Genomic DNA, 24,071 nt, shown 5'->3' with positions numbered 1-24,071 from the left:
ACGAATGGCAGCGCATCGCCAGCAAATACGTGCAACCTGTTGATTCAGAAAGGTTTTTCAGTGCGTTAATTTTCATCAATCTGTCAAATCTACGGATTGGTGCCGCTTGGCGGGCCATTGCGGCATGGTTGCCCACAAAGTTATCCACAGAAAATATGGGGAGCTCGGGACTCGGGAGTGGTGGTTGGGCGTAATGGCGAATGGCCGGTTCGCCGTGCGAATCGCCGCACCAACTGGGCCATAATCGCGGATTGCTTCCATCTGCGCGGAGAGAGAATTGCTGTCGATCATACAAGCCGCAGGCTGGCCGATCTGGCCCTTGATAGCCTGCTCCGTTCTGGCGCTGGCACTCGTCGTGGAGCGCTTCATCGCTCTCAAGACCGCACGGGTCGCTCCCCCCAAATTGCTGGATGAAGCCATCACGGTGTCTTCCCGGTCCCTTCCCACGCCCGACGTGGTGAACCAGCTGGCGCAAAACTCCGCTTTGGGCGAAGTGCTGGCCAGCGGCCTGCGCACGCTCAACAGCAATCCCCAGAGCAGCGAAGCCGATGTGCGTGCAGCCATGGAGAGTTCGGGCCGGGCCGTCGCCCATCGCCTTGAAAAGTACCTCAGCGCGCTGGCGACGATTGCATCCGCCGCTCCGCTGCTCGGCTTGCTGGGCACGGTGATCGGCATGATCGAGATTTTCGGCTCCCAGGCAGGCGCCGGCCAGTCGGGTGGGGGCAACCCGGCACAGCTGGCCCAGGGCATTTCGATCGCGCTGTACAACACGGCGTTCGGCCTCATCGTCGCCATCCCCGCATTGATCTTCTGGCGCTATTTCCGCAGCCGGGTGGACGGCTACCTTCTGACCCTCGAACTCGCCTCCGAACAGTTCGTGCGGCACATCTGCCGGCTGCGCAAATGATGCTGCTGCCCGGGATTTGCGCGGTGGCGGTGCGCCCCCTGTTCCCGCAACATCGATCGGCTGAACGACCATGAACTTTCGCCAACGCCCCACCGAAGCGCCCGAAATCAACCTGATTCCGTTCATCGATGTCCTGCTGGTGGTGCTCATTTTTCTGATGCTGTCCACCACTTACAGCAAATTCACCGAACTGCAATTGACGCTGCCCGTGGCCGATGCCGAGCAGCAACGCGACCACCCCAAGGAAGTCATCGTGGCCGTGGCTGCCGATGGGCGCTACGCGATCAACAAAACCGCCGTGGATGGCAAAAGCGTCGAGGTCGTATCGCAGGCGCTGGCTGCTGCAGCCAGTGCGGGCAAGGACAGCGTCGTCATCATCAGTGCAGATGCCAATTCGCCGCATCAGTCGGTCGTGACGGTGATGGAAGCCGCGCGCCGCGTGGGTCTGTCGCAGATCACCTTCGCCACGCAATCGACGGCCAGCGCCGGCAAATAGCCGCGATGGCTGCTGCCGGGCCGCAGCCGCCCCGTTCCCCTTCGCCTCCTGCAATGCCGTCCGCTGCGGCGTCCCCTTCATCCCGGCTGCAGAGCGCCTGGAAACGGCGTGGATTGCTGGCATGGATGCTCTGGCCGCTGTCCTGTCTGTACCGAGCACTGGTCGCGCTGCGGCACACGCTCTACCGAGCCGGCGTTCTGCGCTCTGAACGCATGCAGGTGCCGGTGATCGTGGTGGGCAACGTGATCGCCGGCGGCGCTGGCAAGACGCCGGTGACGCAGGCGATCGTGCGGCACCTGGCGGTGCAAGGCTGGCACCCCGGTGTGGTGTCCCGCGGTTATGGGCGTTCTACCGACGACTGCCGTGAGGTGCAAACCGATAGCAGCGCTTTCGAAGTGGGCGATGAACCGTTGCTGATCGCACGCAGCACCGGGGTTCCCGTGTTCGTGGCACGCCAGCGCGCAGATGCGGCCCGGGCGCTCCTGGCCCAGCACCCTGGGGTGGACGTGATCGTGTGCGACGACGGCTTGCAGCACCTCGCACTGGCCCGCGATGTGGAGGTGTGCGTGTTCAACGACGACGGGGTCGGCAATGGCTTTTTGCTGCCCGCCGGCCCGTTGCGCGAGCCCTGGCCCCGCCCGGTCGACTGCATTCTGTATGCCGGTGCCCGGCCTTCGGGCTGCGCGCCGTCGTTTGCCTTGCGACGCTCGCTCGGCACCGATGCGGTCAGGGCCGATGGCAGTACCGTGCCGCTGGCCCGGTTGCGCGATCAGCCCCTGCACGCGGTGGCAGCCATCGCCCGGCCCCAGGAATTTTTCGCCATGCTGCAGGCGCAAGGGCTCACCCTGCACTCCGCCACTGCGCTGCCCGATCACTATGATTTTGATAGCTGGCAGCGCAATGAAATCCACGGCACACCCCTGATTTGCACCGAAAAAGATGCCGCCAAGCTCTGGCAAAGGCATCCCGACGCGCTGGCAGTGCCCCTGCGGGTGGACATCGACAGCGCTTTTTTCACGCGGCTGGACGGTGCGCTGCAAGCTGCGGGGCGCCGCTCGCTATCATCGCCCTCCGACTGACACCAAAGCCAATACCGCCATGGATCCCAAACTGCTTGAACTGCTGGTCTGCCCCGTCACCAAAGGCTCGCTCTCTTTCGACCGCGAACGGCAAGAGCTGGTGTCGCGCAGTGCACGGCTGGCCTACCCGGTGCGCGACGGCATTCCCGTCCTGCTGGAAAACGAGGCACGCACCCTGACGGACGAGGAACTGGAGGCGTGACTGAGCCAGCTTCTGCATTCACGGTCTTGATCCCGGCGCGGCTGGCTTCGACGCGGTTGCCCGACAAGCCGCTGGCCGACATTGCCGGGCTGCCCATGGTGGTGCGCGTCGCCAGGCGCGCAGCGCAAAGCCACGCCGGGCGCGTGGTGGTGGCGGCAGACGATGCCCGCATTCTCGACGCCTGCCGCGCCCATGGCGTACAGGCGATCCTGACGCGCGCCGACCATCCCAGCGGTAGCGATCGCCTGGCGGAAGCGTGCGAGCAGCTCGGCCTCGAAGGCGACGATGTCGTGGTGAATGTGCAGGGCGATGAGCCACTGATCGATCCCGCGCTCATCGATGCCGTCGCGGCACTTCTACCGGCCCGTCCCGAAGCCAGCATGGGAACCGCCGCGCACGCCATCGGCACGCTGGCCGACTACGCCAACCCCAACGTGGTGAAGGTCGTGCTCGACGCGCGCGGGCTGGCGCACTATTTCAGCCGTGCGCCCATTCCCCACGCACGCGACCACGCCGGCCTGGCCTGGTGGACGGCCGGACCCGACGGGCAAGCCCCTGGCGTTCCGGCAGGCTATGCGCCGCTGCGCCACATCGGCCTCTACAGCTACCGGGCTTCGTTCCTGCGCCAGTTCCCATCGTTGCCGCCGGCGCCCACCGAGGCCGTCGAGGCCCTGGAGCAACTTCGCGCCCTGTGGCATGGCCATCGCATCGCGGTGCACATCACGGCCGCGGCCCCGGGCCCGGGCGTGGACACGCCGCAGGATCTGGAGCGCGTCCGGGCCCTGCTCCGGTAGGGATTTTCGAGTCCCGCCGGTGTCAGGAAAGCGCGCGGACACGCGTGCTATCCTTGCCCGCGATCAGAGTGCCGCATCCCGGGCGGGAGGCAAGCCCGTGGCCAATGGCGCCAGCCGAATTCAACACTTAGAGGACATCCATGAGACTGATTCTTTTGGGCGCACCCGGCGCCGGAAAGGGCACGCAGGCCGCATTCATCTGCCAAAAATACGGTATTCCGCAAATCTCCACCGGTGACATGCTGCGCGCTGCCGTCAAGGCCGGCACTCCGCTGGGGCAGCAGGCCAAGGCGGTCATGGATGCAGGCGCGCTGGTGAGCGACGACCTCATCATCAATCTCGTGAAAGAACGCATCGCCGAGCCCGATTGCGCACACGGTTTTCTGTTCGACGGTTTTCCACGCACGATCCCGCAGGCCGATGCCATGAAGGCCGCGGGCGTAAAACTCGACTACGTGCTCGAGATCGACGTGCCCTTCGATGCCATCATCGAACGCATGAGCGGACGCCGCTCGCACCCCGCCAGCGGCCGCACGTACCACGTCAAATTCAACCCGCCCAAGGTGGACGGCAAGGACGACGTGACCGGTGAAGACTTGATCCAGCGCGAGGACGACAAGGAAGCCACCGTCAAAAAGCGCCTCGACGTCTACAGCGCTCAAACTCGCCCCCTGGTGGACTATTACTCCAGCTGGGCCAAGACCGACCCGGCCGGCGCACCGAAGTACCGGGCCATCAGCGGCACGGGCAGCGTGGAAGAGATCACCCAGCGCGCGCTGGCAGCGCTCGCCAGCTGATTCCGGCATCGATCCGGCGCTGCGTGCGCCAAAACCGCTCAACGACGCCCCGCCTGTTCGCGGGGCGTTGTCGTTTCAGCCTCTGTCAGCCTCCGTGGCGGGGACGGGCCAGCAATTCGAGCAGCAGGCTGATGCGGGCCTTCACCGGGCTGAGGCCCTGCGAATGGGGCAGCACATCCCCGGGCTTGGGCAAGACCTGCCCCTTGTGGCAGCGGGTGGAAATGCGCACATCCACGCCGCTCGCGTGGGCGCGCTGCAGCGCGTCCCCCAAGGATTGATGGACCGTCCCGTTGCCGGTGGCGGCCACCACGATGCCGTCTGCGCCATCGCGCACCAGCAGATCGACGATGCGGCCGTCCGCACCCGCATGGTTCATGAGAATTTCCACCCTTGGCCAGAGTAAGGTATCCGCCACCGATTTCAGCCGGGCTTGCAATGAGGCCGGAGAGCCCAGAGGCTCGGGCCAGCCGCTGGTCAACCGCACGGCGCCTTCCTCCACCCAGCCCACGGGGCCGGCTTCTCCCGAACTGAACGCATCCAGCTGGTAGGGATGCACCTTCTGCACATGGCGCGCGCCGTGGATCGTGCCAGCCGCAACCGCCAGAACACCGCGGGCACCGGCCGTCGCGGCCACGGTCACCGCGTCGAGCAGGTTCTGCGGGCCATCCGGCGACATGGCCGAGGCAGGCCGCATGGCGCTGGCAAGCACCACGGGGCGGTCCGCAGACAGCACCGAGTGCAGGAACCAGGCGGTTTCTTCGAGCGTATCGGTGCCATGGGTGACGACGATGCCCCGCACGTCAGCATCCGCCAGAAGTTGCGCGCACCGCAGCCCCAACTGCCGCCACACGGCGAAATCCATGTCCTTGCTGTCGATCTGCGCGATCTGCTCGGCTTCGATGCGCCCGCCAGCGGCTTGCGCCAGCCCGGGAATGGCATCCAGCAACTCAGAAATGCCCACCTGTCCGGCCTTGTAGCCGATGTTGTCTCCCGCTTCAGCCGCCGTACCGGCAATCGTTCCGCCGGTGCCGAGCACCACGATTTTTCCTGTGCCCACTTGCATGCTCCAAAAAACTGGTTAAAAATACAGTGACTGGATTAAAAAACAGGCTTTCTCTGCCTTTCCGTTCAGCACCGGAGTCACACATGTTCGACAGTCCCAAGCTCACCGCCCGCCAGCAGCAGATCCTCGATCTGATCCAGACCGCTATTTCCCGCACTGGCGCGCCGCCCACGCGTGCAGAGATTGCCGCCGAATTCGGCTTCAAATCCGCCAACGCCGCCGAGGAACACCTTCAAGCCCTGGCCCGCAAAGGCGTGATCGAACTGGTCAGCGGCACGTCGCGGGGCATTCGCCTTCGGGGCGATGCCGTGCGATCCATCAACGCCGCGCGGGGCACGCAGTTCCATCTGCACATTCCCGGCTTGTCGCAGCTCGTTCTGCCCTTGGTGGGCCGCGTGGCCGCAGGGTCGCCCATTCTCGCGCAGGAACATGTCGACCAGACCTACAGCCTGGAAGGCAACCTGTTTCAGCACAAGCCCGATTACCTGCTCAAGGTGCGTGGCATGTCCATGCGCGACGCGGGCATCATGGACGGCGACCTGCTCGCGGTGCAATCCACCCGCGAAGCGCGCAACGGCCAGATCATCGTGGCCCGCCTGGGCGATGACGTCACCGTCAAACGCCTGCGCCGCACGGCCACGGCCATCGAGCTGCTGCCCGAAAACCCGGACTACCCCGTGATCACCGTCAATCCTGGCGAGCCCTTCGAGATCGAAGGCCTCGCAGTCGGCCTCATCCGCAACACCATGCTGATGTAGCCCTCAGCACACCGCCGCAGGTGGCGGGCGTCTGGCGGTCATGGGCCATGGGGCCATGGCCAGCCAACCCTGCGGCAGTGTGTTTTTCCTCGGCAATCCTGCCTGTGTTCAACCCCCTCGCACCTCGCTGGAGTTTTCACATGGGATTTGCCCTGCTTACCTTCTCTTCTTTTTCACAACCACTGAATGCGCTCGCGCGGTGGCTGCGTGCGCCCGCTTGCCGACCCGTTCAGCAAGAGCGTGCAAACCCTTCGGGCCACCTTGCAGACGTGTCAGACGCCAGAAATACCGCCCCAGCCACCACCAAGGCGTCGTTCCGCGCACAGAGCGCTGTGGCGCAACTCGATGCCTGCAAAGGCCCGGACATCGCCATCGCGCCTGCCCTGCCGCCCTCTCCAATGGCGGAGCCCCCGCAGCGCTCGCTATGGGATGGTGCACTCGATCGCCAGACACCAGCGGCCCTGCTCGCCATCCCCAGGCGCTTCGCGGTCGTCCGGCCCCGGCAGGATCGCCCCGAACTGGCCCATCCGGCCCCCATCGATATTTGGTCAACCACCAGTGCCAACGACGGCGCGGCTTTCCCGGGTGGCAGCCGCCCACGCAACGCTGCATCCCGGCGTCCCTTGCGGGTGCTGGACCGCCGTGGGCCGGGCGCTGCAGCGCGGGTACTGATCTCCGGCCGCATGGCCGACGTTTGCGCCGAGCTGGACCGACTGGTGCGCGCCGAGGCGGCCATGCAGTCGCCGCATTGACACCGGCTTCAACATCGGCGTTGACGACGTTTTCACATCGCTTTCACACGGTTTTAGGTCGAGGCTCTGGCAAAAACAGGCCATTGGCCGCATAAAAGGTCGTGCGGAGCGCACCATCCCCATCACCATCCCATGCACTGAGCTTGCGCTCCATGCCCTCGGCTGCGGTCGTAGTAGGCCGAGGGTTCGCGGCCGGTCACCTCAGCTGGTCAACTGCGCCCACAGCTTGTCGAGCCGTTTCACGCTCACCGGTTGCGGGGTCCGCAGTTCCTGAGCGAAGAAGCTGACTCGCAGCTCTTCCAACAACCAGCGCAGTTCCTGCATGCGCGCGTCCACAGCCCCTTTGCGCTCGGCCACCAGGCGCCAATAGCGCTGTTCTTGCGGGCGCAGTTCGGCCAGCTTGGCGGCGTCTCGGGCCGGATCGGCACGGTACTTGTCCAGCCGCAGCGTGATGGCCTTGAGGTAGCGGCCGAAGTGCGCCAATTGCGCCCAGGGCGCGGCTGCCAGGAATTGCTTGGGCATGAGGCGCTGCAGTTGCTGCTGCGCGTCCTGTACGGCATCGGCTGCGTTCTTGGTGTCCTTGATCTTGCGGGCCGCTGCGGCGTATTCCAGCAGGATGGTGCCGGCCAGCCGTGCGACTTCGTTCGCGATCAGCGTGAGCCGGCCACGGCCTTCTTCCACCCGGCGCTTGAAAGCCGCTTCATCGGTGGGCAGCGGATCGAGCAGGAAAGCGCGGTCCAGGGCCACGTCGATGATCTGGGCGCGCAGCTCTTCCTGGGTGCCCAGCGGCATGTACGCCACCGCCATCTTCTGCAGGTCGGGAATGTTCTTTTCCAGGTACTTGAGCGCGTCCTTGATCTGAAGCGCGAACAGGCGGCGCAAACCGGCGCGGTGCTTGGCCGCCGCCAGGTCGGGTTCATCGAACACTTCGATGGTGACGGCGTCGCCCCCATCGATGAGCGCCGGAAAACCGATCAGCGTCTGGCCGCCCTTGCGGATTTCCATCAGCTCAGGCAACTCGCCGAAGGTCCAGGCCGTGTAGCGTTGGCCCGCTGGAGCCTGCGCGGCCGAGGCCAAGGCAGGAGCCGCCGTTTGCCCGGACGCCGCACCGCGCCGCGTGGAAGGCGTTGCTTCTTTTTTGATAGCAACCTGCCCTAGTTGTATATGCGCTGGAGGCTCTTTTTCCTCCAATCCTTTGGCATCGCTGCCGAGCTTGAGCCCGGCCAGCGCCTGGAAGGCGCCGCGTGCCTTGGCGCCCCATTCGGCCTTGAGCGCTCCCAGGTTGCGCCCATGGCCCAGCTGGCGCCCGTGCTCGTCCACCACACGGAAGTTCATGAACAGGTGCGGACTGAGCATGTCCAGCTTGAAATCGGCCCGCTTGACGTCGAGCGATGTCTCGTCGCGCACCTGCTTGAGCAGCACGTCGACCAAACTGCCGTGGCCGAAGCGTTCCGGCGTGCCGAGCAGCTCGGCCAGCCGCGCCGCGCTGTCGGGCAGCGGAACGAACCGGCTGCGGGGGCGCTGCGGCAGGCTTTTGAGCAGCGCCTGGATCTTGGCCTGCAGCATGCCGGGCACCAGCCATTCGCAGCGTTCGTCGCTGACCTGGTTGAGCACGAAGAGCGGCACCGTCACGGTGATGCCATCGCGCGGGTCGCCCGGCTCGTGCAGGTAAGTCGCGGCGCAGTCCACGCCCCCCAGCCGCACCGTGCGGGGAAAGGCATTGCCGGTGATGCCGGCCGCCTCGTGGCGCATGAGTTCTTCGCGCGTCAGCTTGAGCAGATCGGGGTTGGAGGCGCTCGCCTCGCGGTACCAGGCTTCGAAGCTGTAGCCGCTGCACACGTCGGGCGGCAGTTGCTGGTCGTAGAAGGCGTAGATCAGTTCGTCGTCCACCAGCACGTCCTGGCGGCGCGACTTGTGTTCGAGTTCTTCGACCTTGGCGATGAGCTTGTGGTTGGCCGCCAGAAACGGCAACTTCGTGTCCCACTGCCCGCCGATCAACGCTTCGCGGATGAAGATATCGCGCGCGGCATACGGGTCCACCTTGCCGAAGTTCACACGCCGGTTGTTGTAGATGACGATGCCGTAGAGCGTGGCGCGCTCGAGCGCGTTGACCTCGGCGGCCTTCTTTTCCCAGTGCGGATCGAGCAATTGCTTCTTGAGCAGGTGCCCGCCCAACTGCTCGATCCACTGCGGTTCGATCGCCGCGATGCCCCGACCGAACAGGCGCGTGGTTTCCACCAGTTCGGCCGCGACGATCCAGCGCCCCGGCTTCTTGGACAGGTGCGCGCCCGGGTGCTTGTAGAACTTGATGCCGCGCGCGCCCAGGTACCAGTCTTCCTCGTCGCTTTTGACGCCGATGTTGCCCAGCAGGCCGGCCAGCATGGACAGGTGGATCTGCTCGTAGCTCGCGGGACGGTCGTTGATGCCCCAGCGGTGCTCGGTGACCACGGTGAGCAGTTGCGTGTGGATGTCGCGCCACTCGCGCAGCCGGCGCACGCTGATGAAGTTCTGGCGCAGCAGTGCTTCGTATTGGCGGTTGCTCAGCTTGTGGGTCGGCGCCGCCACGGCGGCCTCGGCGGCCGGCGGTGGTGCCACGGCGGCAGCGGCCATGCGCTGCGACACGGGCAGCACAGCCTGCGACGGCGCACCCTTTCGGGCCGCCTGCTTTTGCATGCGGGCCGATGGCAGGGTCGGTGCACCGCCACGGGCTTCGTTGATCCATTTCCAGAGCTTGAGGTAGCCGCTGAATTCGCTCTTCTCGTCGTCGAACTTGGCATGGGCCTGGTCGGCCTGCTGCTGCGCCTCCATCGGGCGGTCGCGCACGTCCTGCACGCTCAATGCGCTGGCGATGATGAGCACCTCGTCCAGCGCCTGGCGTTCGCGCGCCTCCAGGATCATGCGGCCCACGCGCGGGTCGAGCGGCAGGCGCGACAGCTCCTGGCCCATGGGCGTGAGTTCGTTGGACTCGTCCACGGCGCCCAGTTCGCCCAGCAACTGGTAGCCGTCGGCAATCGCGCGGCCCGAAGGCGCCTCGATGAACGGGAACTGCGCCACATCGCCCAGGTTGAGCGACTTCATGCGCAGGATGACGCCCGCCAGCGACGAGCGCAGGATTTCAGGGTCGGTGAAGCGCGGCCGGCCGTTGAAATCCGCTTCGTCGTAAAGGCGGATGCAGATGCCGTTGGCCACGCGGCCGCAGCGGCCCGCGCGCTGGTTGGCAGCGGCCTGGCTGACGGGCTCGACCATCAGCTGCTCCACCTTGCTACGAAAACTGTAGCGCTTGACCCTTGCCGTGCCTGCGTCGATAACGTAACGGACACCGGGCACGGTGAGCGAGGTCTCCGCCACGTTGGTCGCAAGCACGATGCGACGGCCGGTGTGGCCGTCGAAGATGCGGTCCTGCTCGGCCTGCGACAGCCGCGCGAACAGGGGCAGCACCTCGGCGTTGCGCATCACCGGCTGGTTCGCGAGGTGCTTGCGCAAGTGGTCGGCGGCTTCGCGGATCTCGCGCTCGCCTGGCAGGAAGACCAGGATGTCTCCGCCAGCGTTGCCCGCCCACAACTCGTCCACGCCATCGGCGATGGCTTCGTTCAGGCCGTAGTCGCGTGAATCCTCGAAGGGGCGCCAGCGCTGCTCCACCGGGAAGGTGCGGCCGGACACGTAGATGATCGGCGCCGGCACCAGTTCGCCGCCGGCGGGGGCTTCGCCGGGCTTGCCTCGGCCCTGCGAAGGACGCGGCAACGCGAAGTGCTTGGCGAAACGGTCGGCATCGATGGTGGCCGAGGTGACCACGATCTTCAGGTCCGGCCTGCGCGGCAGGATCTGGCGCAGGTAGCCCAGGAGGAAGTCGATATTGAGGCTGCGCTCGTGCGCCTCGTCGATGATGATCGTGTCGTAGGCTTTGAGCAGCGGGTCGGTCTGCGTCTCGGCCAGCAAGATGCCATCGGTCATGAGCTTGACCGATGCGTCGCGCGACAGTCGGTCTTGAAAGCGCACCTTGTAGCCCACTACGTCGCCCAGCGGCGTCTGCAGTTCGTCGGCAATGCGCTTGGCCACGCTGCTGGCGGCGATGCGGCGCGGCTGCGTGTGGCCGATGAGCTGGCCCTTCTGCCCGGGCGCCGCATTGCACTTGCCGCGGCCGAGCGCCAGTGCGATCTTGGGCAGCTGCGTGGTTTTGCCCGAGCCCGTCTCGCCGCACACGATGATGACCTGGTGCTCCCGCATCGCCGCCATGATCTCGTCGCGCCGCGCCGAGACGGGCAAGGACGGCGGAAAGGTGATTTGCAGCGGCGCGGCCCGATGCTCGGGCCTGGCAGAGGCAGAGACAGCCCCAGCGGCGCTGCCGGAAGGGAAGGAAGAAGGCGCGGATTCGGTCATGAAGGGCTGCATTATCCAAGCCCTCCGTTGGCGGTGCACAACAAGGGATGCGCCGCCGCCTTGCCACGCACGCCGAGCCGATTTGATAATCGCGCCTTCGCTTCACCCGCGCCGCAACGAGCACCCTTGCGACGCCTCTTTCACGGAGCTTCTTTTTCATGCATCACTCGTTCAACACCCTCCGCTGAACACGGTTCCTCGCCCCGGCTGAACCGTGTCGCTCACACGCCGTTCAGCCAAGGCTGCTGCGCTGCCCCACCCGTTTGGTCGAGGGCGCGCCGCACGAAAGCCCTGGCCTCCCTAGTACATTGACACGTAATTAACGAAACGTTAATACACTCCATCTATCGTCACTCAATAGATGGAGATGTTCTCATGCGTCAGACGGAACTGCACTTGAGCGAGGGAGACCGGGCGGTTGTTGAGGAGATACGCAGCAAGGGACTGAGACACTCCCGAGAAGTCAATCGAGCACACGTCCTGTCGTGCCTGGATCGCGGGATTCCAGAGGCTCAGATCCTGGCAGTTCTGGGAATCGGGCGTACATCGCTGTGGCGAACGCGATCGGCGTATCTGCAAGGCGGCGTGGAACTCGCTGTTTTCGATGTCGCGCGCTCCGGCAGGCCGGCGCAGTACGACACGGATGCCCAGGCGCGAGTGATGGCACTGGCCTGCTCCAGTCCACCTGCAGGCAAGCAGCGGTGGACGATCGTGGAGCTTGAACGCGCTGCGCGCTTGGAGCCAGGTCTGTCCAATGTGAGCCGCGAGACCGTTCGCCGCATGCTTAAAAAAACGATCTCAAGCCCTGGCGGCGGCTGATGTGGTGCATCGGCACTCCCTTGCGACGCGACGAGCCGGTGATCTGCATAGACGAGAAGAGCTTGCAACTGATCGGCCACAGCCGGGCGCCACTTCCGATGAAGCCTGGGGTCGCGGGCAAGCAGGACTATGAATATGTCCGCAACGGCACGACGAACTTGTTCGTGGCTGTCGAACCCAAGGCGGGCCAGCGAGTCGTGTCCGTCACTGAGCGCCGGGGTAAGTTTGACTTCGTCACCTTCATCGACGAGCTGCTGGCCAGCAGGTATGCCAAGGCACGGCGTGTCCATCTGGTGCTGGACAACTTGAACATTCACTTCAGGAAGTCCCTCGATGACGTGCTGGGTCAAAGCGCGGCAGCCAAACTGCTGCGCCGAGTGCAGTTCCACTACACGCCAAAGCACGCGAGTTGGCTCAACATGGCCGAGATCGAGATCGGCATCCTCATTCGTCAGTGCCTTGATCGCCGCGTTCCCAATCCTGGCGCGCTGCAAGTCGAGGTGGATGCCTGGCAGCACGCAAGGAATGCGCTACAGCGCACCATCGACTGGAAGTTCACCCGACAGGATGCCGATCAAAAACTCGGCAACCATTACGTTCCAAAACTTACGTGTTGATGTACTAGCATGGCATGAGGAGGAGGCACTATGGAAAACGATTCACAAGCAGAGACACAACTGCTGCGCCAGGAAATCAATACCCTCAAAAGTACGCTTGCCAGTGTGACGGCCCAAGTGCAGGCGCTCAATATGCTGGCGCAGGCGCTGGTGATATTGCACCCGGAACCGACCGCTTTGCTCATGGTGTTTGAACACGCCATTCCTGAAGCGAACGTGCTGGCCATGCCGCGCGATCTTTCAGACGAAGACCTGTCTGCCATCACTTATGAAAGGGAGTGGATTTTGAGGCTGCTTCGCACCAGAGGGTGATTTTCCGGGATTCGAGGTGAGCCCCGATGGAAGGCGCATGGCCTGAGGGCGCCACTGCGAGCGCGAGCGTGGAGATAATTCATCGGAGGAACTTGCCAGCAAGGGCTTCATATTCCAAGCCAGAAAGACAAAAGGGGTCAGGTCAAACGACCTAACCCCTTGAATCAATGGTCGGAGCGGCGGGATTCGAACTCGCGACCCTCTGCTCCCAAAGCAGATGCGCTACCAGGCTGCGCTACGCTCCGACAACCAGAATTCTAACCTCGCATCAGCACCATATTTGGAAGATTCGAGGAAATTTCTGGTTTTTTCTCAACTCAACGCGACGATGGGCCCGGGCCACGACCTGGGAGGTGGCGGAAGGTGATGCGGCCCTTGGACAGGTCGTAGGGAGACATCTCCAGGGACACCTTGTCGCCCGCCAGAATGCGGATGTGATGCTTGCGCATCTTGCCGCCGGTGTAGGCAATCAATTGATGGCCGTTATCCAGCGTGACGCGAAACCGCGAGTCGGGGAGGACTTCCGTCACGGAGCCCTGCATTTCAATCAGTTCTTCTTTGGCCATGATTTCAAGTCAATCTTCAAACAGTAATAGGAGGAGTCGGGCCTGCGCGAAACTGCAACCAGAACGTCGGCCCACCTCGCAAGAGATTCAGGCTCGATGCACAGCAAGCGGGGGAATTCACTGCGCCCCAGGGCGCATCGGTCAGAAAGGCCGGCGGGGCGGCTTTCATACACAGCGAGGCGCTGCGCAAAAACGCACCATTGTAACGTAGTAGGCAATCGTGTGGGATAGTGAGACTTCCGCACGCCGATCAGCCCGTGCGATTCAGAGCGGCGCCCCTGCCAAAGGCAGGCGGCTCTTTCAATATGACGCCGAATATAGATCCGGCGGCACTAGGGAAATGCAGGGTCTCGTCCCGCGAATGCGGTCGTTAGAATGCCTCGCACCCCAACCGCTCAGGACGTCCACCTTGTCAGACCGCCTTGCCGTACTGCCCCAATATCTTCTTCCCAAAAAGGCGCTGACGGCGTTGGCGGGCCGCCTTGCAAGGGCCCAGGGCGGTCCCCGCACGACGGCGGCCATCGAACGGTTCATCGCCCGCTACAAGGTGGACATGAGCGAGGCCGCCGAGCCCCGCGCTACGGCCTACGCGACCTTCAATGATTTCTTCACGCGCGCACTTCGCGCCGGGGCGCGGCCACTGGCGAATGCGGCGGCCGTGTGTCCGGTGGACGGAGCGATCAGCCAGTTCGGCCCTATCGAAAAGGACCAGATCTTTCAGGCCAAGGGCCACCGCTACTCGACCACGGCGCTGGTCGGTGGCGATGCCGCGCTGGCGGAGCAGTTCGATCACGGCAGTTTCGCCACCATCTATCTGAGCCCACGGGATTACCACCGCATTCACATGCCCTGCGATGGCACGCTGCTGCGAATGGTGCATGTCCCGGGCGACCTGTTTTCGGTGAATCCGGTCACGGCGCGGGGCGTGCCGGGGCTTTTCGCACGCAACGAGCGGGTGGTCTGCGTGTTCGACACGCCTTTGGGACAGATGGCGCTGGTGCTGGTGGGTGCGACCATCGTGGGCAGCATGGCCACGGTATGGCATGGCCAGGTGAATCCCCCGCGCAGCGGTGAATTGCGGCAGTGGGACTACGCCGACCGAAAGATCACTTTGCGCCAGGGTGAAGAGATGGGCCGTTTCCTGCTGGGCTCGACGGTGGTGCTTCTGTTCCAGCGCGATGCAGTTCAGTTTTCGGAGCACTGGGCCCCTGCCCGGCCTGTGCGGCTGGGGGAAGCCATGGCAGAGCGGCCCGCCGCCGTTTGAGGCAAAGCGCCCTGCGCAGACAGGGCGCGCAATGCCGAAGAATGCCGCTCAGCGCTGGCGCAAGGTCGTGAAGGCCGAGGGCTGCAAGAAGAGGCGATTCGGAGAGACGGATGCTTCGTGGCCGACCAGATAGATCGCCAGTTCCTGGCGCCGCAGGGCCACATGGCTGACGGTTTCCCACTGGTCACCCAGCCGGACGGACGTGCCGGGCCGAAACAGCGGCATGTGAAAGACTTCTTCCCATCCAGGCAGGGCTGCGGGCTTTTGCGCGACCGCAGGCGCGAGGGTGGGGGCGATTTCCATGCCGCATGCTACTCCGCGCCGGCCGTTTGCGGGGAAATGATTGCGCTGCGGCGTCACGGCGCTGTCACGGCGCGTCCCTAGAGTGCAGCCGCAGCAGGCCGGCAAGGCCTGCGTGCCTCCGCTCCGCATCCCCAACCTGCCTGCCATCCATGACGCTGCCTTTGCCCCGACGCACCCTGATCCTGGCGCTTGCCGCCGCATTCACGCTCTCTGCCTGCGGTGGTGGCGGCTCCGACGCACCAGCGCCCGAGGCGCCCCGTGGCCTGGGCTTTGCCGAGTCCGCACCGGTCCCGAATGAAATCACGACGCCGCCGTTCGTCGATTTCGCGTTCACCAACCAGCGCGGCGATGCGCGATACGCCACGCTGGCCACCAACGCCGGCGTGCGGGTGCTCTCGGGGTTCCTGGACATCTGGAAGCCCAGCACGCTGGTGGTGGACGCCGGCGTGACGGCCGATGCCAATGGCGCTTTCCCGGCGATCAAGCCCTCGGCCTGGACCGGCATTCCCGGTGACGCGACCGATGGCACGGTGCTGAACACTGCGGTGCACACCCGCAACATCCAGTACGTGGTGGACGCGACAACCCGCCGCACCGCCGCGCAGGAACTGCTGGCCTACCAGGACGACCGGCGCGGCAAGGCCTACAGCGTGACCGATGGCCTGGGCCCGCTGGCCGACGCCTGGCGCACGGCGGCGCAGCAAAAGACCAGCATTGCCGGCATTCCGGCGGATGCGACCACCGTGCTCTACAACGACACGGGCAACAACGCGGGCGTGGGCGGCAGTGCCAACCCCAGCTTCGGCACGGTGGTGGATTTCATCGGCGGCATCGGCGACAACGGCTCGACCGAGCCGGCCAAGCGGTTCTACAAGTACGCCCGCCCCTGGCGCTGGAGCGCCAGCGTGCAGATCGTGCCCGCCCTGGTGCCGGCCAGGAGCACCGCCCCCGCCACCGACGGCGGCTTCACCAGCGGCCACACGGCCGAGGGCGTTCGCGATGCCATCGCCATGGCCTACGTGGTGCCCGAACGCTTCCAGGAGATGCTGGCACGCGGGCTGGAGTTGGGCGAAAGCCGCATCCTGGCGGGCATGCACTCGCCGCTGGACGTGATCAGCGGCCGGGTGCACGGCCAGGCCGTGGCGGCGGCGAGCATCGCGACCGGTGCCAACGCCCCGCGCAAGGCCGCTGCCGTGGCGCAGGCGCGCAGCACGCTGATGGCCGCCGTGGGCGCCAAGACCCCGGAAGAATTCGTGCGGATCGCGCATTCCCAGGCTGTCGGGACCGACCGCTTCGCCGACCACGCCGCCAACCAGGCCGAGTACCTGCGCCGCATGACGTTCGGCTTCACGCCCATCGGCGACACGACCCGCCCCGCCGTGGTGCCGAAGGGCGCCGAGGTATTGCTGGAAACGCGCTTTCCTTACCTGGATGCCGCTCAGCGCCGCGTGGTGCTCAAGACCACCGCCATCGCTTCCGGCTACCCGGTGCTCGACGATGCCGAGGGCTGGGGCCGGCTGAACCTGTTCGCGGCGGGCGACGGCTACGGCCAGTTCAATGGCGATGTGTCGGTGACCATGGATGCGGCCCAAGGCGGCTTCAGCGCCATGGACACCTGGCGCAACCCCATCGCCGGGGCCGGCAAGCTCACCAAGCGCGGCAGCGGCACGCTGGCGCTGGGCGGCGCGAACCGCTACACGGGCGGCACGGAAGTGGTCGCTGGCGCGGTGCAGGCCGACAGCGCTGCGGCGCTGGGCCAGGGAGATGTGTACCTGAGCGGCGGCACGCTGATCAGCAATGCCCCGGCGGAACTCGCCATCGGCGGGGCCTTCACGCTGGGAAGCTCCAGCGTGCTGGCACTGCGCCTGGGAACCAGCGGCGCCGGGCAGTTGCAGGCCGGCGGCCCGGTCACGCTGGCAGGCTCGCTGCGCATCGCCTTCCGTACGGGCTTCACGCCGGCGATCGGCTCCACGATCACCCTGGTGCGCGGCGCTCCGGTGCGCGGCACGTTCAGCAGCATCACGGTCAACGGCTTCAAGGTGACGCCGATCTACCAGGACAGCTCCGTGCAGCTCCGGATCGACGCCGCAGTCTGAGCGGCTGTTCGCCCACGCGCAGCAGGGGCGCCTGCGCCGTCCCCGCTATGGCCGGGCGTGTGCGTGGGCGAAGTCCAGCACCGCTTCCAGCATGCGGCGCAGCACGGGCTGCACGCCCGCCGCCACTTCGGGCAGGTAGTCGAACGGCAGGGCTTCCTGCATGTAGCTGCACTGCGTCATCTCCAGCTGCACCGCATGCACGTTGCGCGCCGGATCGCCGTAGTGCCGCGTGATGTGGCCGCCCTTGAAGCGGCCATTGAGCACGGCGGTGTGGGCCGGGTCGGCTTCGCCGATGGTCAGCAGCTTGCCGGCCAGCGCGGTATCGCAACTGGCGCCGTTGGCGGTGCCCAGGTTCAGGTCCGGCAGCTTGCCGTCGAAGAACCTCGGCAGCACCGAGCGGATGGAATGCGCATCCCACAGCATGGCAACGCCGTGCGCGGCGCGAAGGCGCTCCAGTTCGGCGGCCAGCTGGGCGTGGTACGGCGCCCAGACGGCCTCACGGCGCGCGGCGATCTCCGCTGCGCCCGGCGCATCGCCGGCCCGGGCGTAGATGGGCGTGTCGTCGAAGGTATCGACCGGGCACAGGCCCGTCACGCTCTGGCCAGGGTATAGGCTGGCGCCATCCGGTGGGCGGTTCAGGTCGATCACGTAGCGCGAATGCGTGGCCGCGAGGATCGACGCGCCCATGTCTCGGGCGAAGGCGTACAGCTGCTCCAGGTGCCAGTCGGTATCGGGCACATGGCGGGCTTCGTCGGTGAAGCGCGCCGCGAGGTCCGGCGGCACGTGCGTGCCCACGTGGGGCATGGAGATGAGCAGCGGCGCCGTGCCCTGGTGAAAGGTGAACGGCGGTGTCGAAGAAAGCGTGTCTGTCATGGCGTGCGGGGTGGTCATGCGGTGCGAAGAAAAAATTCGGCCGGGATCGGACAGGCCTGATGCGGATGGCTACCGGCCTGCATCGGCGATGGTGGCATTGCGTGCGGCCACGAAGGCAGCAGCGGCGCGCTCGTGCAGGGCGTGGCGGCCCGCGACGACGCGGGGCGTGCCGGCCGTCCACAGGCTGTGCAGGGCCGAAGTGCGGTGGCTGCCGAACACGTGCGCGCCCAGCATGCTGTCGGGTGGCAGCCCCTGCAGCGCAAGGTGCGCCGCATCCAGCGCCACCAGATCGGCACGCTCGCCCACCGCGATGCCGGCCTGCCGGCCATCGGCCCAGCGGCCGCTGGCCTGTGCCCCGCCCTGCACGGCCTGCAGGGTCATGGCGGTCGCGACCTCAGGGTGGGCGCGGCTGGCCAGGACGTTGCGCTGGCGCAGCGCCAGCCGCTGGCCGTATTCGAGCAGCATCAGCTCTTCGGCCGCGTTCACGCAGGCATGGCTGTCGGAACCCACGCCCCAGCGGCCGCCGTCCGCGAGCCAGCGCGGCAGCTCGAACAGGCCGTCGCCCAGGTTGGCCTCGGTGGTCGGGCACAGGCCGGCCACGGCGCCGCTGCGCGCCGCGCCCGCATATTCGTCCGGCGTCATGTGCGTGGCATGCACCAGGCACCAGCGCGCATCGACCGGCGCATGGCCCAGCAGCCACTGCACCGGGCGCTGGCCGCTCCAGGCGATGCAGTCGTCCACCTCCTGCGTCTGCTCGGCGATGTGGATATGCACCGGCGCCTGCGGCACGAGCGCGGTGAGGCCCTCCACCGCCACGCGCAGGCTGTCCGGCGGCACGGCGCGCAGCGAGTGCGGCGCCATGCCCAGCACGCCGCCCTGGGCGAGCACGGCGGGTGCGAGCCGCTCCAGCAGGGAAAGCATGCTGTCGGTGCTGCGGATGAAGCGGCGCTGGTCTTCGCGCGGGGGCCGTGCGCCGAAGCCGCTGGTCTGGTACAGCACGGGCAGCAGGGTGATGCCGATGCCCGCCGTCTGCGCGGCGCGCAACAGCGCCATCGACATGGCGGCGTCGTCGGCATAGGGCTGACCCGAGGCGTCGTGGTGCAGGTAGTGGAACTCGCACACCGATGTGTAGCCGGCCTCCAGCATCTCCACGTAAAGCCAGGTGGCGATGGCTTCCAGGTGCTCGGGCGTGGTGCGCGCGGCGAAGCGGTACATCAGGTTGCGCCAGCTCCAGAAGCTGTCCTGGCTGCCGTCGGGCTGCGGCGCGCGGTATTCGGTCAGGCCGGCAAAAGCGCGCTGGAAGGCGTGCGAGTGCAGGTTGGGCATGCCGGGAATGACCGGCCCCGGTGCCTGTGGCGCCGCGCCCGGCGCACTGCCCGGTGCCACCGCGGCGAGGCGGCCCGATGCGTCCCACTGCAGGAGCACGTCGCGCGCCCAGCCGCCGGGCAGCAACGCGTGCGGTGCGAACAGCGATCCGGCCGGCGATGCGGGCGCGGACCGGGACAGCCCGTGAGGGGACGAGAAAGAAGAAGCGAAGGAAGATGACGAGGAAGCGGGGGAAGCGGAGGAAGAAGCGTTGACGTCGCGCATCGGCTAAACCCCTTGGCTGGACGGAAACGCGCCCTTGGCGATGCGCCCCTGCCGCACGATGGTGCGCGCGGGTTTGTGGCCGAACCAGTACGCCAGCTCCGCCGCCTCGGCAAATGGCCAGAGCACGAAGTTGGCAGGCCGCCCCGCGGCGATGAGGCCGTGCGAATCCTGCAGCCCCAGCGCGCGCGCGGCGTGCGTGGTGATGCCGGCCAGCGCCTCGGGCACGGTCAGGCGGAACAGCGTGCACGCCATGTTGGCCATGAGCAGCAGGCTCAAGGCGGGCGACGTGCCAGGGTTGTGATCGGTCGAGACGGCCATGGGCACGCCGGCCTCGCGCAACTGTGCGATGGGCGGCAGGTGGGTATCGCGCAGCGTGTAGTAGGCGCCCGGCAGCAGCACGGCCACGGTGCCGGCCGCCTTCATGGCGGCGATGCCGTCGGCGGACAGGTGCTCGATGTGGTCGCACGACAGCGCGCCGTAGCGCGCGGCCAGCGCCGCGCCGCCCATGTCGGACAGCTGCTCGGCATGCAGCTTGACGGGCAGCCCCAGCCGCTGCGCCGCCTGGAACACCTGCTCGGTTTCGGCGAGCGTGAACGCGATGCGCTCGCAGAACACGTCCACCGCATCGACCAGCCCTTCGGCCGCCAGCGCAGGCAGCATCGCCTGGCAGACATGGTCGATGTAGTCCTGGCTGCGGCCGGCGTATTCGGGCGGCAGCGCGTGCGCCCCGAGGAACGTGGTGCGCACCGTGGTGCCCGTGGCCTCGCCCAGACGCCGCGCAGCTCGCAGTTGCTTGCGCTCGTGCTCGGTGGACAGGCCGTAGCCGGATTTGATCTCGATCGCGCACACGCCTTCGTCGAGCAATGCCGACAGGCGCGGCAGGGCCAGGTCGAACAATGCGTCTTCGCTGGCGTCGCGCGTGGCCCGCACCGACGAGACGATGCCGCCGCCTGCCCGGGCCACTTCTTCGTACGTGGCGCCGGCCAGCCGCATGGCGAATTCGTTGGCGCGCTGGCCGCCGTAGACCAGGTGGGTGTGGCAGTCCACCAGCCCGGGCGTGGCCAGGGCGCCGCGCGCGGCATGCCGAGGCAAGGCGGCGTAGGCGGCGGGCACGGCGGCCTCGGGGCCGACCCAGCGGATGGCGCCCTGCTCCACCACCAACGCGGCCGGCACACCGTCAGCCACGGGCACGTCAGGCACCGCCAGGCCCGGCGCCAGATGCAGGCCGTGCCAGACGCCATCGGCGCTGGGGGCTTTGGAAAACTCGTCGAATGGCACCGTCATGTCATTTCCCTTGTTTGCTATGAAAGGCATAGCTGCCTCCCCTAGTGATTATTGCGCTGGAGGCCTTTTTGACCCAGACCCACACACCGGATCGAACCCGGACCGGCGCCGTGACGCCAGCGATATCCTTCAAGCAATTGCTATTATTTCAATAGCAATACCCCCTAGTTTTTATTGCGCCAGAGGCCGATTGGGCTGAAACCCCGGCACCAGCGCCACCCAGGCGATGGCCGGCGTGTCGGCACTGCTGGCCAGCGGCTGCAGCGCGGCGTGGGCGCTCGGTGGGGCGGCGGTGCTCCACCACAGCCCCTCCCCCGCCTCCATCGTTTCGCCGCCCCATTGCCAACGGCCGGACAGCACCATGCACAGGCCGGCCGGCGTGCTTCCTGGCACGCAGGCGTTTTGCAGCACCTGCACGGCACCTTGCCAACGGCCGTGGCGCAGCATGAGATTGAAGTCGGTCGATGCGCCGCCCAGCGGAATGCAGTCGATGGCCGCCACGACGACCATGCGGATCAGCGCGGCCTCCTGGCCCTGCGCCCGCACGTTGGGCGCCATCAGCGTGATGGCGCCGGCGGCCTGGCGGGACGCACCGAACAGCGGCACGCTGCAGCCCCAGACGCCCGGGTCCACCTCGCTCTCGCTGGTCGCAAAACCCGCCTGGCGGATCGCTTCCAATTCCTGGTGCGCGGCTTCGCGCTCGGGCGTGCCTGCGCCCCACTGGCCGGTCAGCACCGCATCGCGTGCCGTGGTGGGCAGATGGGCGAGCACGCATTTGGCCGAGGCGCCTGCGCGCAGCGGCACGCTGCGGCCTTTCTCGAACGAGCAGCGCAGCGAATGGTGGCTCTCAACCATGTCCAGGCAGATGGCCTGGTCGTTCACCGCGACGATCAGGCCGACGCTCTCTTGCGATTGCTGCGACAGCTCCACCATGCCGGGGCGGGCCTGTCGCACCAGATGGGATGCGAGGTCAAACCCCAAAGCGAGCTGCAGGCTCAGCGGGCCGGGCGCATAGCCGCCGTCGCTTTCCAGCACGAAGCCCCAGCGCTTGAGCCGCGCGAGCTGCCGGTACAGCGTGCTGCGCGCCATGCCGGTGTGTTCCATGAGTTCGGCGGCCGACATGGCCCTGCCCTGCTGCGCCAGCACGGCGAGCACATGGAGCACGCGGTCGGACGTGGCAACGGTGCCGGGCAATGCACTTTGGGTCATGCGTTCAGTATCGAAGGAAGGGCCCCCGCTGGACACACCCCATTCCCGGCCATTGGGAATGGGGTTCCCCTTTTTTCTCGCACCGTGGCGAAATTCCGTTTTCCGGCGCCCTCGCCTGCGCCTCAGCGCACCATGGGAAGGTTCAGGCCCTGCCGGCGCGCAGTGGTCACCGCGATGTCGTAGCCGGCATCGGCATGGCGCATCACGCCCGAGGCCGGGTCGTTCCACAGCACGCGGCCCAGGCGCGCGGCCGCTTGCGGCGTGCCATCGGCCACGATGACCACGCCGGCATGCTGCGAGTAGCCCATGCCCACGCCGCCGCCGTGGTGCAGGCTCACCCACGTGGCGCCGCCGGCGGTGTTGAGCAGCGCGTTCAGCAGGGGCCAGTCGCTCACCGCATCGGTGCCGTCCTTCATGGCCTCGGTCTCTCGGTTGGGGCTGGCGACCGAGCCGGTGTCCAGGTGGTCGCGGCCGATGACGATGGGCGCCTTCAGCTCGCCGCTCTTGACCATCTCGTTGAAGGCCAGGGCCGCCTTGTGGCGCTCGCCCAGGCCCAGCCAGCAGATGCGCGCGGGCAGGCCCTGGAAGGCGATGCGCTCGCGCGCCATGTCCAGCCAGCGGTGCGTGTGGTGGTTGTCGGGGAACAGCTCCTTGATCTTGGCGTCGGTCTTGTAGATGTCTTCCGGGTCGCCGGACAACGCCACCCAGCGGAACGGGCCCTTGCCCTCGCAGAACAGCGGGCGGATGTAGGCCGGCACGAAGCCGGGGAAGTCGAAGGCGTTCTTCACCCCCTCGTCGAACGCCACCTGGCGGATGTTGTTGCCGTAGTCCACCGTGGGAATGCCCATGGCCTGGAAGTCCAGCATGGCCTGCACATGCACCGCGCACGACCGGGCGGCGGCCTGGGTCAACGCAGCGTGCTGTGCGGGGTCTTTCATCGCGGCCTGCCACTGCGGCACCGTCCAGCCGGCGGGCAGGTAGCCATGGATCAGGTCGTGGGCGGAGGTCTGGTCGGTCACCAGGTCGGGCTTGCAACCGCCGGTCTTCGCGCGCTTCACCAGCTCCGGCAGCACCTCGGCGGCATTGCCCAGCAGCGCGATCGACACGGCCTCCCTGGCGTTGCAATGCTGCTGGACCAATTCCAGCGCGTGGTCGATGTCGCGCGCCTGCTTGTCCACATAGCGGGTGCGAAGGCGAAAGTCGATGCTGCTTTGCTGGCACTCGATGTTGAGCGAGACGGCGCCGGCCAGGGTGGCGGCCAGCGGCTGCGCGCCGCCCATGCCACCCAGGCCCGCCGTGAGAATCCATTTGCCCGACAGGTCGTTGGCGTAGTGCTGGCGGCCGGCCTCGACGAAGGTCTCGAACGTGCCCTGCACGATGCCCTGGCTGCCGATGTAGATCCAGCTGCCGGCCGTCATCTGGCCGTACATGAAGAGGCCCTTGCGGTCCAGTTCGTTGAAATGCTCCCAGGTGCCCCATTTGGGCACGAGGTTGGAATTGGCCAGCAGCACGCGCGGCGCGTTCTCGTGCGTCTTGAACACGCCCACCGGCTTGCCGGACTGGATGAGCAGGGTTTCGTCGGCCTCCAGCACCTTGAGCGACGACAGGATCTGGTCGTAGCAGGCCCAGTCGCGCGCGGCGCGGCCGATGCCGCCGTACACCACCAGGTCTTGCGGGCGCTCGGCCACCTCGGCATCCAGGTTGTTCTGGATCATGCGGTAGGCCGCTTCGGCCAGCCAGTTCTTGCAGTTCAGCTGGCTGCCGCGCGGGGCGCGGATCACGCGCGTGGGGTCGTGGCGCGGGTCCGCGAGCGGGGCGGCGCCCTGCGATGCCGGTGCGGTGGCTGCGTCGGCAGTGGTTGCGTCGGCAGTGGCAGCTGCGGCGGTGGAGAGGATGGCGTCGTTGGCGTTCAT

21 protein-coding genes, 1 tRNA gene and 2 pseudogenes are annotated in these 24,071 nt (G+C 66.7%); 13 read left to right on the top strand and 11 right to left on the bottom strand.

Annotation, left to right across the window (positions count from 1 at the left end):
• Positions 1-277: 277 nt before the first annotated feature.
• The 6 genes from AVHM3334_RS04065 to adk all read left to right on the top strand — a co-directional run bounded on the left by AVHM3334_RS04065 (position 278) and on the right by adk (position 4,275).
• Positions 278-907, top strand: coding sequence for a MotA/TolQ/ExbB proton channel family protein (locus AVHM3334_RS04065; RefSeq protein WP_284409865.1), 630 nt, complete (start codon positions 278-280; stop codon positions 905-907).
• A 70-nt stretch (positions 908-977) separates the two neighbouring features.
• The gene (locus tag AVHM3334_RS04060; RefSeq protein WP_284409864.1) at positions 978-1,403 is read left to right on the top strand and encodes an ExbD/TolR family protein; all 426 of its coding nucleotides are present in this window, start codon (positions 978-980) and stop codon (positions 1,401-1,403) included.
• Positions 1,404-1,456: 53 nt separating this feature from the next.
• The gene (gene lpxK / locus AVHM3334_RS04055; protein ID WP_284409862.1) at positions 1,457-2,482 is read left to right on the top strand and encodes a tetraacyldisaccharide 4'-kinase; all 1,026 of its coding nucleotides are present in this window, start codon (positions 1,457-1,459) and stop codon (positions 2,480-2,482) included.
• A gap of 19 nt (positions 2,483-2,501) precedes the next feature.
• The gene (locus AVHM3334_RS04050) at positions 2,502-2,684 is read left to right on the top strand and encodes a Trm112 family protein (protein ID WP_284409860.1); all 183 of its coding nucleotides are present in this window, start codon (positions 2,502-2,504) and stop codon (positions 2,682-2,684) included.
• On the top strand, positions 2,681-3,478 hold the full coding sequence (kdsB, locus tag AVHM3334_RS04045) for a 3-deoxy-manno-octulosonate cytidylyltransferase (RefSeq protein ID WP_284409859.1): 798 nt from the start codon (positions 2,681-2,683) through the stop codon (positions 3,476-3,478). The genes AVHM3334_RS04050 and kdsB overlap by 4 nt, the downstream gene beginning before the upstream one ends.
• 140 nt (positions 3,479-3,618) lie before the next feature.
• A complete protein-coding gene (gene adk, locus AVHM3334_RS04040) occupies positions 3,619-4,275 on the top strand; it encodes an adenylate kinase (RefSeq protein ID WP_284409857.1) in 657 nt (218 codons plus the stop codon).
• Between the two features lie 85 nt (positions 4,276-4,360).
• Here the strand turns inward: adk and AVHM3334_RS04035 are convergent, their stop codons facing one another.
• Positions 4,361-5,338, bottom strand: coding sequence for an asparaginase (locus tag AVHM3334_RS04035; RefSeq protein WP_284409856.1), 978 nt, complete (start codon positions 5,336-5,338; stop codon positions 4,361-4,363).
• An 83-nt stretch (positions 5,339-5,421) separates the two neighbouring features.
• Here AVHM3334_RS04035 and lexA point away from each other — a divergent pair, with 83 nt between their 5' ends.
• Together lexA and AVHM3334_RS04025 are read left to right on the top strand one after the other, a co-directional pair.
• Positions 5,422-6,096 carry a transcriptional repressor LexA gene (gene lexA / locus AVHM3334_RS04030; RefSeq protein ID WP_284409855.1) on the top strand — a complete coding sequence of 225 codons (675 nt, stop codon included), beginning with the start codon at positions 5,422-5,424 and terminating at the stop codon, positions 6,094-6,096.
• A gap of 269 nt (positions 6,097-6,365) precedes the next feature.
• Complete coding sequence (locus AVHM3334_RS04025; RefSeq protein ID WP_284409853.1) at positions 6,366-6,848, top strand: hypothetical protein; 483 nt, start codon at positions 6,366-6,368, stop codon at positions 6,846-6,848.
• Positions 6,849-7,049: 201 nt separating this feature from the next.
• Here the strand turns inward: AVHM3334_RS04025 and hrpA are convergent, their stop codons facing one another.
• A complete protein-coding gene (gene hrpA, locus AVHM3334_RS04020) occupies positions 7,050-11,225 on the bottom strand; it encodes an ATP-dependent RNA helicase HrpA (protein ID WP_284409851.1) in 4,176 nt (1,391 codons plus the stop codon).
• A 375-nt stretch (positions 11,226-11,600) separates the two neighbouring features.
• Between hrpA and AVHM3334_RS04015 the strand changes: the two genes are divergently transcribed.
• The 3 genes from AVHM3334_RS04015 to AVHM3334_RS04005 are packed head-to-tail and all read left to right on the top strand — an operon-like array spanning position 11,601 to position 12,973.
• Positions 11,601-12,044, top strand: a complete 444-nt coding sequence (locus AVHM3334_RS04015) for a helix-turn-helix domain-containing protein (RefSeq protein WP_284409849.1) — start codon at positions 11,601-11,603, stop codon at positions 12,042-12,044.
• Entirely contained in the window at positions 12,044-12,661 is a 618-nt protein-coding gene (locus tag AVHM3334_RS04010; protein WP_284409847.1) for an IS630 family transposase, read from the top strand. Before AVHM3334_RS04015 ends, AVHM3334_RS04010 begins: the two co-directional genes overlap by 1 nt.
• Before the next feature lie 30 nt (positions 12,662-12,691).
• Positions 12,692-12,973 (top strand): hypothetical protein, encoded by a 282-nt coding sequence (locus tag AVHM3334_RS04005; RefSeq protein ID WP_284409845.1) that lies wholly within the window; start codon positions 12,692-12,694, stop codon positions 12,971-12,973.
• 168 nt (positions 12,974-13,141) lie between these two features.
• Here AVHM3334_RS04005 and AVHM3334_RS04000 read toward each other — a convergent pair.
• Together AVHM3334_RS04000 and infA are read right to left on the bottom strand one after the other, a co-directional pair.
• Positions 13,142-13,218, bottom strand: a tRNA-Pro gene (locus AVHM3334_RS04000).
• A 72-nt stretch (positions 13,219-13,290) separates the two neighbouring features.
• Entirely contained in the window at positions 13,291-13,539 is a 249-nt protein-coding gene (gene infA, locus AVHM3334_RS03995) for a translation initiation factor IF-1 (RefSeq protein WP_092739728.1), read from the bottom strand.
• Between the two features lie 409 nt (positions 13,540-13,948).
• Here infA and asd point away from each other — a divergent pair, with 409 nt between their 5' ends.
• Positions 13,949-14,803, top strand: coding sequence for an archaetidylserine decarboxylase (gene asd, locus AVHM3334_RS03990; RefSeq protein WP_284409843.1), 855 nt, complete (start codon positions 13,949-13,951; stop codon positions 14,801-14,803).
• Between the two features lie 48 nt (positions 14,804-14,851).
• On the opposite strand, the gene AVHM3334_RS03985 is transcribed toward asd, so the two are convergent.
• Complete coding sequence (locus AVHM3334_RS03985; RefSeq protein WP_284409842.1) at positions 14,852-15,106, bottom strand: hypothetical protein; 255 nt, start codon at positions 15,104-15,106, stop codon at positions 14,852-14,854.
• Between the two features lie 149 nt (positions 15,107-15,255).
• Between AVHM3334_RS03985 and AVHM3334_RS03980 the strand changes: the two genes are divergently transcribed.
• Positions 15,256-17,202 carry a phosphatase PAP2 family protein gene (locus AVHM3334_RS03980; RefSeq protein ID WP_284409840.1) on the top strand — a complete coding sequence of 649 codons (1,947 nt, stop codon included), beginning with the start codon at positions 15,256-15,258 and terminating at the stop codon, positions 17,200-17,202.
• 45 nt (positions 17,203-17,247) lie between these two features.
• Here AVHM3334_RS03980 and hutG read toward each other — a convergent pair whose 3' ends face one another.
• The 6 genes and pseudogenes from hutG to hutU form a co-directional block, all read right to left on the bottom strand.
• Positions 17,248-18,093 carry an N-formylglutamate deformylase gene (gene hutG, locus AVHM3334_RS03975; RefSeq protein WP_502869846.1) on the bottom strand — a complete coding sequence of 282 codons (846 nt, stop codon included), beginning with the start codon at positions 18,091-18,093 and terminating at the stop codon, positions 17,248-17,250.
• 51 nt (positions 18,094-18,144) lie between these two features.
• The gene (locus AVHM3334_RS03970) at positions 18,145-19,665 is read right to left on the bottom strand and encodes a formimidoylglutamate deiminase (RefSeq protein WP_284409838.1); all 1,521 of its coding nucleotides are present in this window, start codon (positions 19,663-19,665) and stop codon (positions 18,145-18,147) included.
• A 3-nt stretch (positions 19,666-19,668) separates the two neighbouring features.
• Positions 19,669-20,949 carry an imidazolonepropionase gene (hutI, locus tag AVHM3334_RS03965; protein ID WP_284409836.1) on the bottom strand — a complete coding sequence of 427 codons (1,281 nt, stop codon included), beginning with the start codon at positions 20,947-20,949 and terminating at the stop codon, positions 19,669-19,671.
• Between the two features lie 171 nt (positions 20,950-21,120).
• Positions 21,121-21,435, bottom strand: a pseudogene (locus AVHM3334_RS03960) (HutD family protein); the annotation flags it as partial.
• A 6-nt stretch (positions 21,436-21,441) separates the two neighbouring features.
• A pseudogene (locus AVHM3334_RS03955) lies at positions 21,442-22,158 on the bottom strand (IclR family transcriptional regulator); the annotation flags it as partial.
• Positions 22,159-22,280: 122 nt separating this feature from the next.
• Positions 22,281-24,071 (bottom strand): urocanate hydratase, encoded by a 1,791-nt coding sequence (hutU, locus tag AVHM3334_RS03950; RefSeq protein WP_284409834.1) that lies wholly within the window; start codon positions 24,069-24,071, stop codon positions 22,281-22,283.

The organism is Acidovorax sp. SUPP3334 (genome assembly GCF_030159055.1).
GTDB lineage: Bacteria > Pseudomonadota > Gammaproteobacteria > Burkholderiales > Burkholderiaceae_C > Paracidovorax.
This window is presented reverse-complemented; position numbering and strand designations above follow the sequence as displayed.

Bases quoted from the DNA above. Each gene is read 5' to 3' on its own strand.
- AVHM3334_RS04060 (WP_284409864.1), top strand. From the start codon at position 978: ATGAACTTTCGCCAACGCCCCACCGAAGCGCCCGAAATCAACCTGATT.
- lpxK (WP_284409862.1), top strand. From the start codon at position 1,457: ATGCCGTCCGCTGCGGCGTCCCCTTCATCCCGGCTGCAGAGCGCCTGG.
- AVHM3334_RS04050 (WP_284409860.1), top strand. From the start codon at position 2,502: ATGGATCCCAAACTGCTTGAACTGCTGGTCTGCCCCGTCACCAAAGGC.
- adk (WP_284409857.1), top strand. From the start codon at position 3,619: ATGAGACTGATTCTTTTGGGCGCACCCGGCGCCGGAAAGGGCACGCAG.
- AVHM3334_RS04035 (WP_284409856.1), bottom strand. From the start codon at position 5,338: ATGCAAGTGGGCACAGGAAAAATCGTGGTGCTCGGCACCGGCGGAACG.
- lexA (WP_284409855.1), top strand. From the start codon at position 5,422: ATGTTCGACAGTCCCAAGCTCACCGCCCGCCAGCAGCAGATCCTCGAT.
- hrpA (WP_284409851.1), bottom strand. From the start codon at position 11,225: ATGACCGAATCCGCGCCTTCTTCCTTCCCTTCCGGCAGCGCCGCTGGG.
- AVHM3334_RS04015 (WP_284409849.1), top strand. From the start codon at position 11,601: ATGCGTCAGACGGAACTGCACTTGAGCGAGGGAGACCGGGCGGTTGTT.
- AVHM3334_RS04010 (WP_284409847.1), top strand. From the start codon at position 12,044: ATGTGGTGCATCGGCACTCCCTTGCGACGCGACGAGCCGGTGATCTGC.
- AVHM3334_RS04005 (WP_284409845.1), top strand. From the start codon at position 12,692: ATGGAAAACGATTCACAAGCAGAGACACAACTGCTGCGCCAGGAAATC.
- infA (WP_092739728.1), bottom strand. From the start codon at position 13,539: ATGGCCAAAGAAGAACTGATTGAAATGCAGGGCTCCGTGACGGAAGTC.
- AVHM3334_RS03985 (WP_284409842.1), bottom strand. From the start codon at position 15,106: ATGGAAATCGCCCCCACCCTCGCGCCTGCGGTCGCGCAAAAGCCCGCA.
- AVHM3334_RS03980 (WP_284409840.1), top strand. From the start codon at position 15,256: ATGACGCTGCCTTTGCCCCGACGCACCCTGATCCTGGCGCTTGCCGCC.
- hutG (WP_502869846.1), bottom strand. From the start codon at position 18,093: ATGACCACCCCGCACGCCATGACAGACACGCTTTCTTCGACACCGCCG.
- AVHM3334_RS03970 (WP_284409838.1), bottom strand. From the start codon at position 19,665: ATGCGCGACGTCAACGCTTCTTCCTCCGCTTCCCCCGCTTCCTCGTCA.
- hutI (WP_284409836.1), bottom strand. From the start codon at position 20,949: ATGACGGTGCCATTCGACGAGTTTTCCAAAGCCCCCAGCGCCGATGGC.
- hutU (WP_284409834.1), bottom strand. From the start codon at position 24,071: ATGAACGCCAACGACGCCATCCTCTCCACCGCCGCAGCTGCCACTGCC.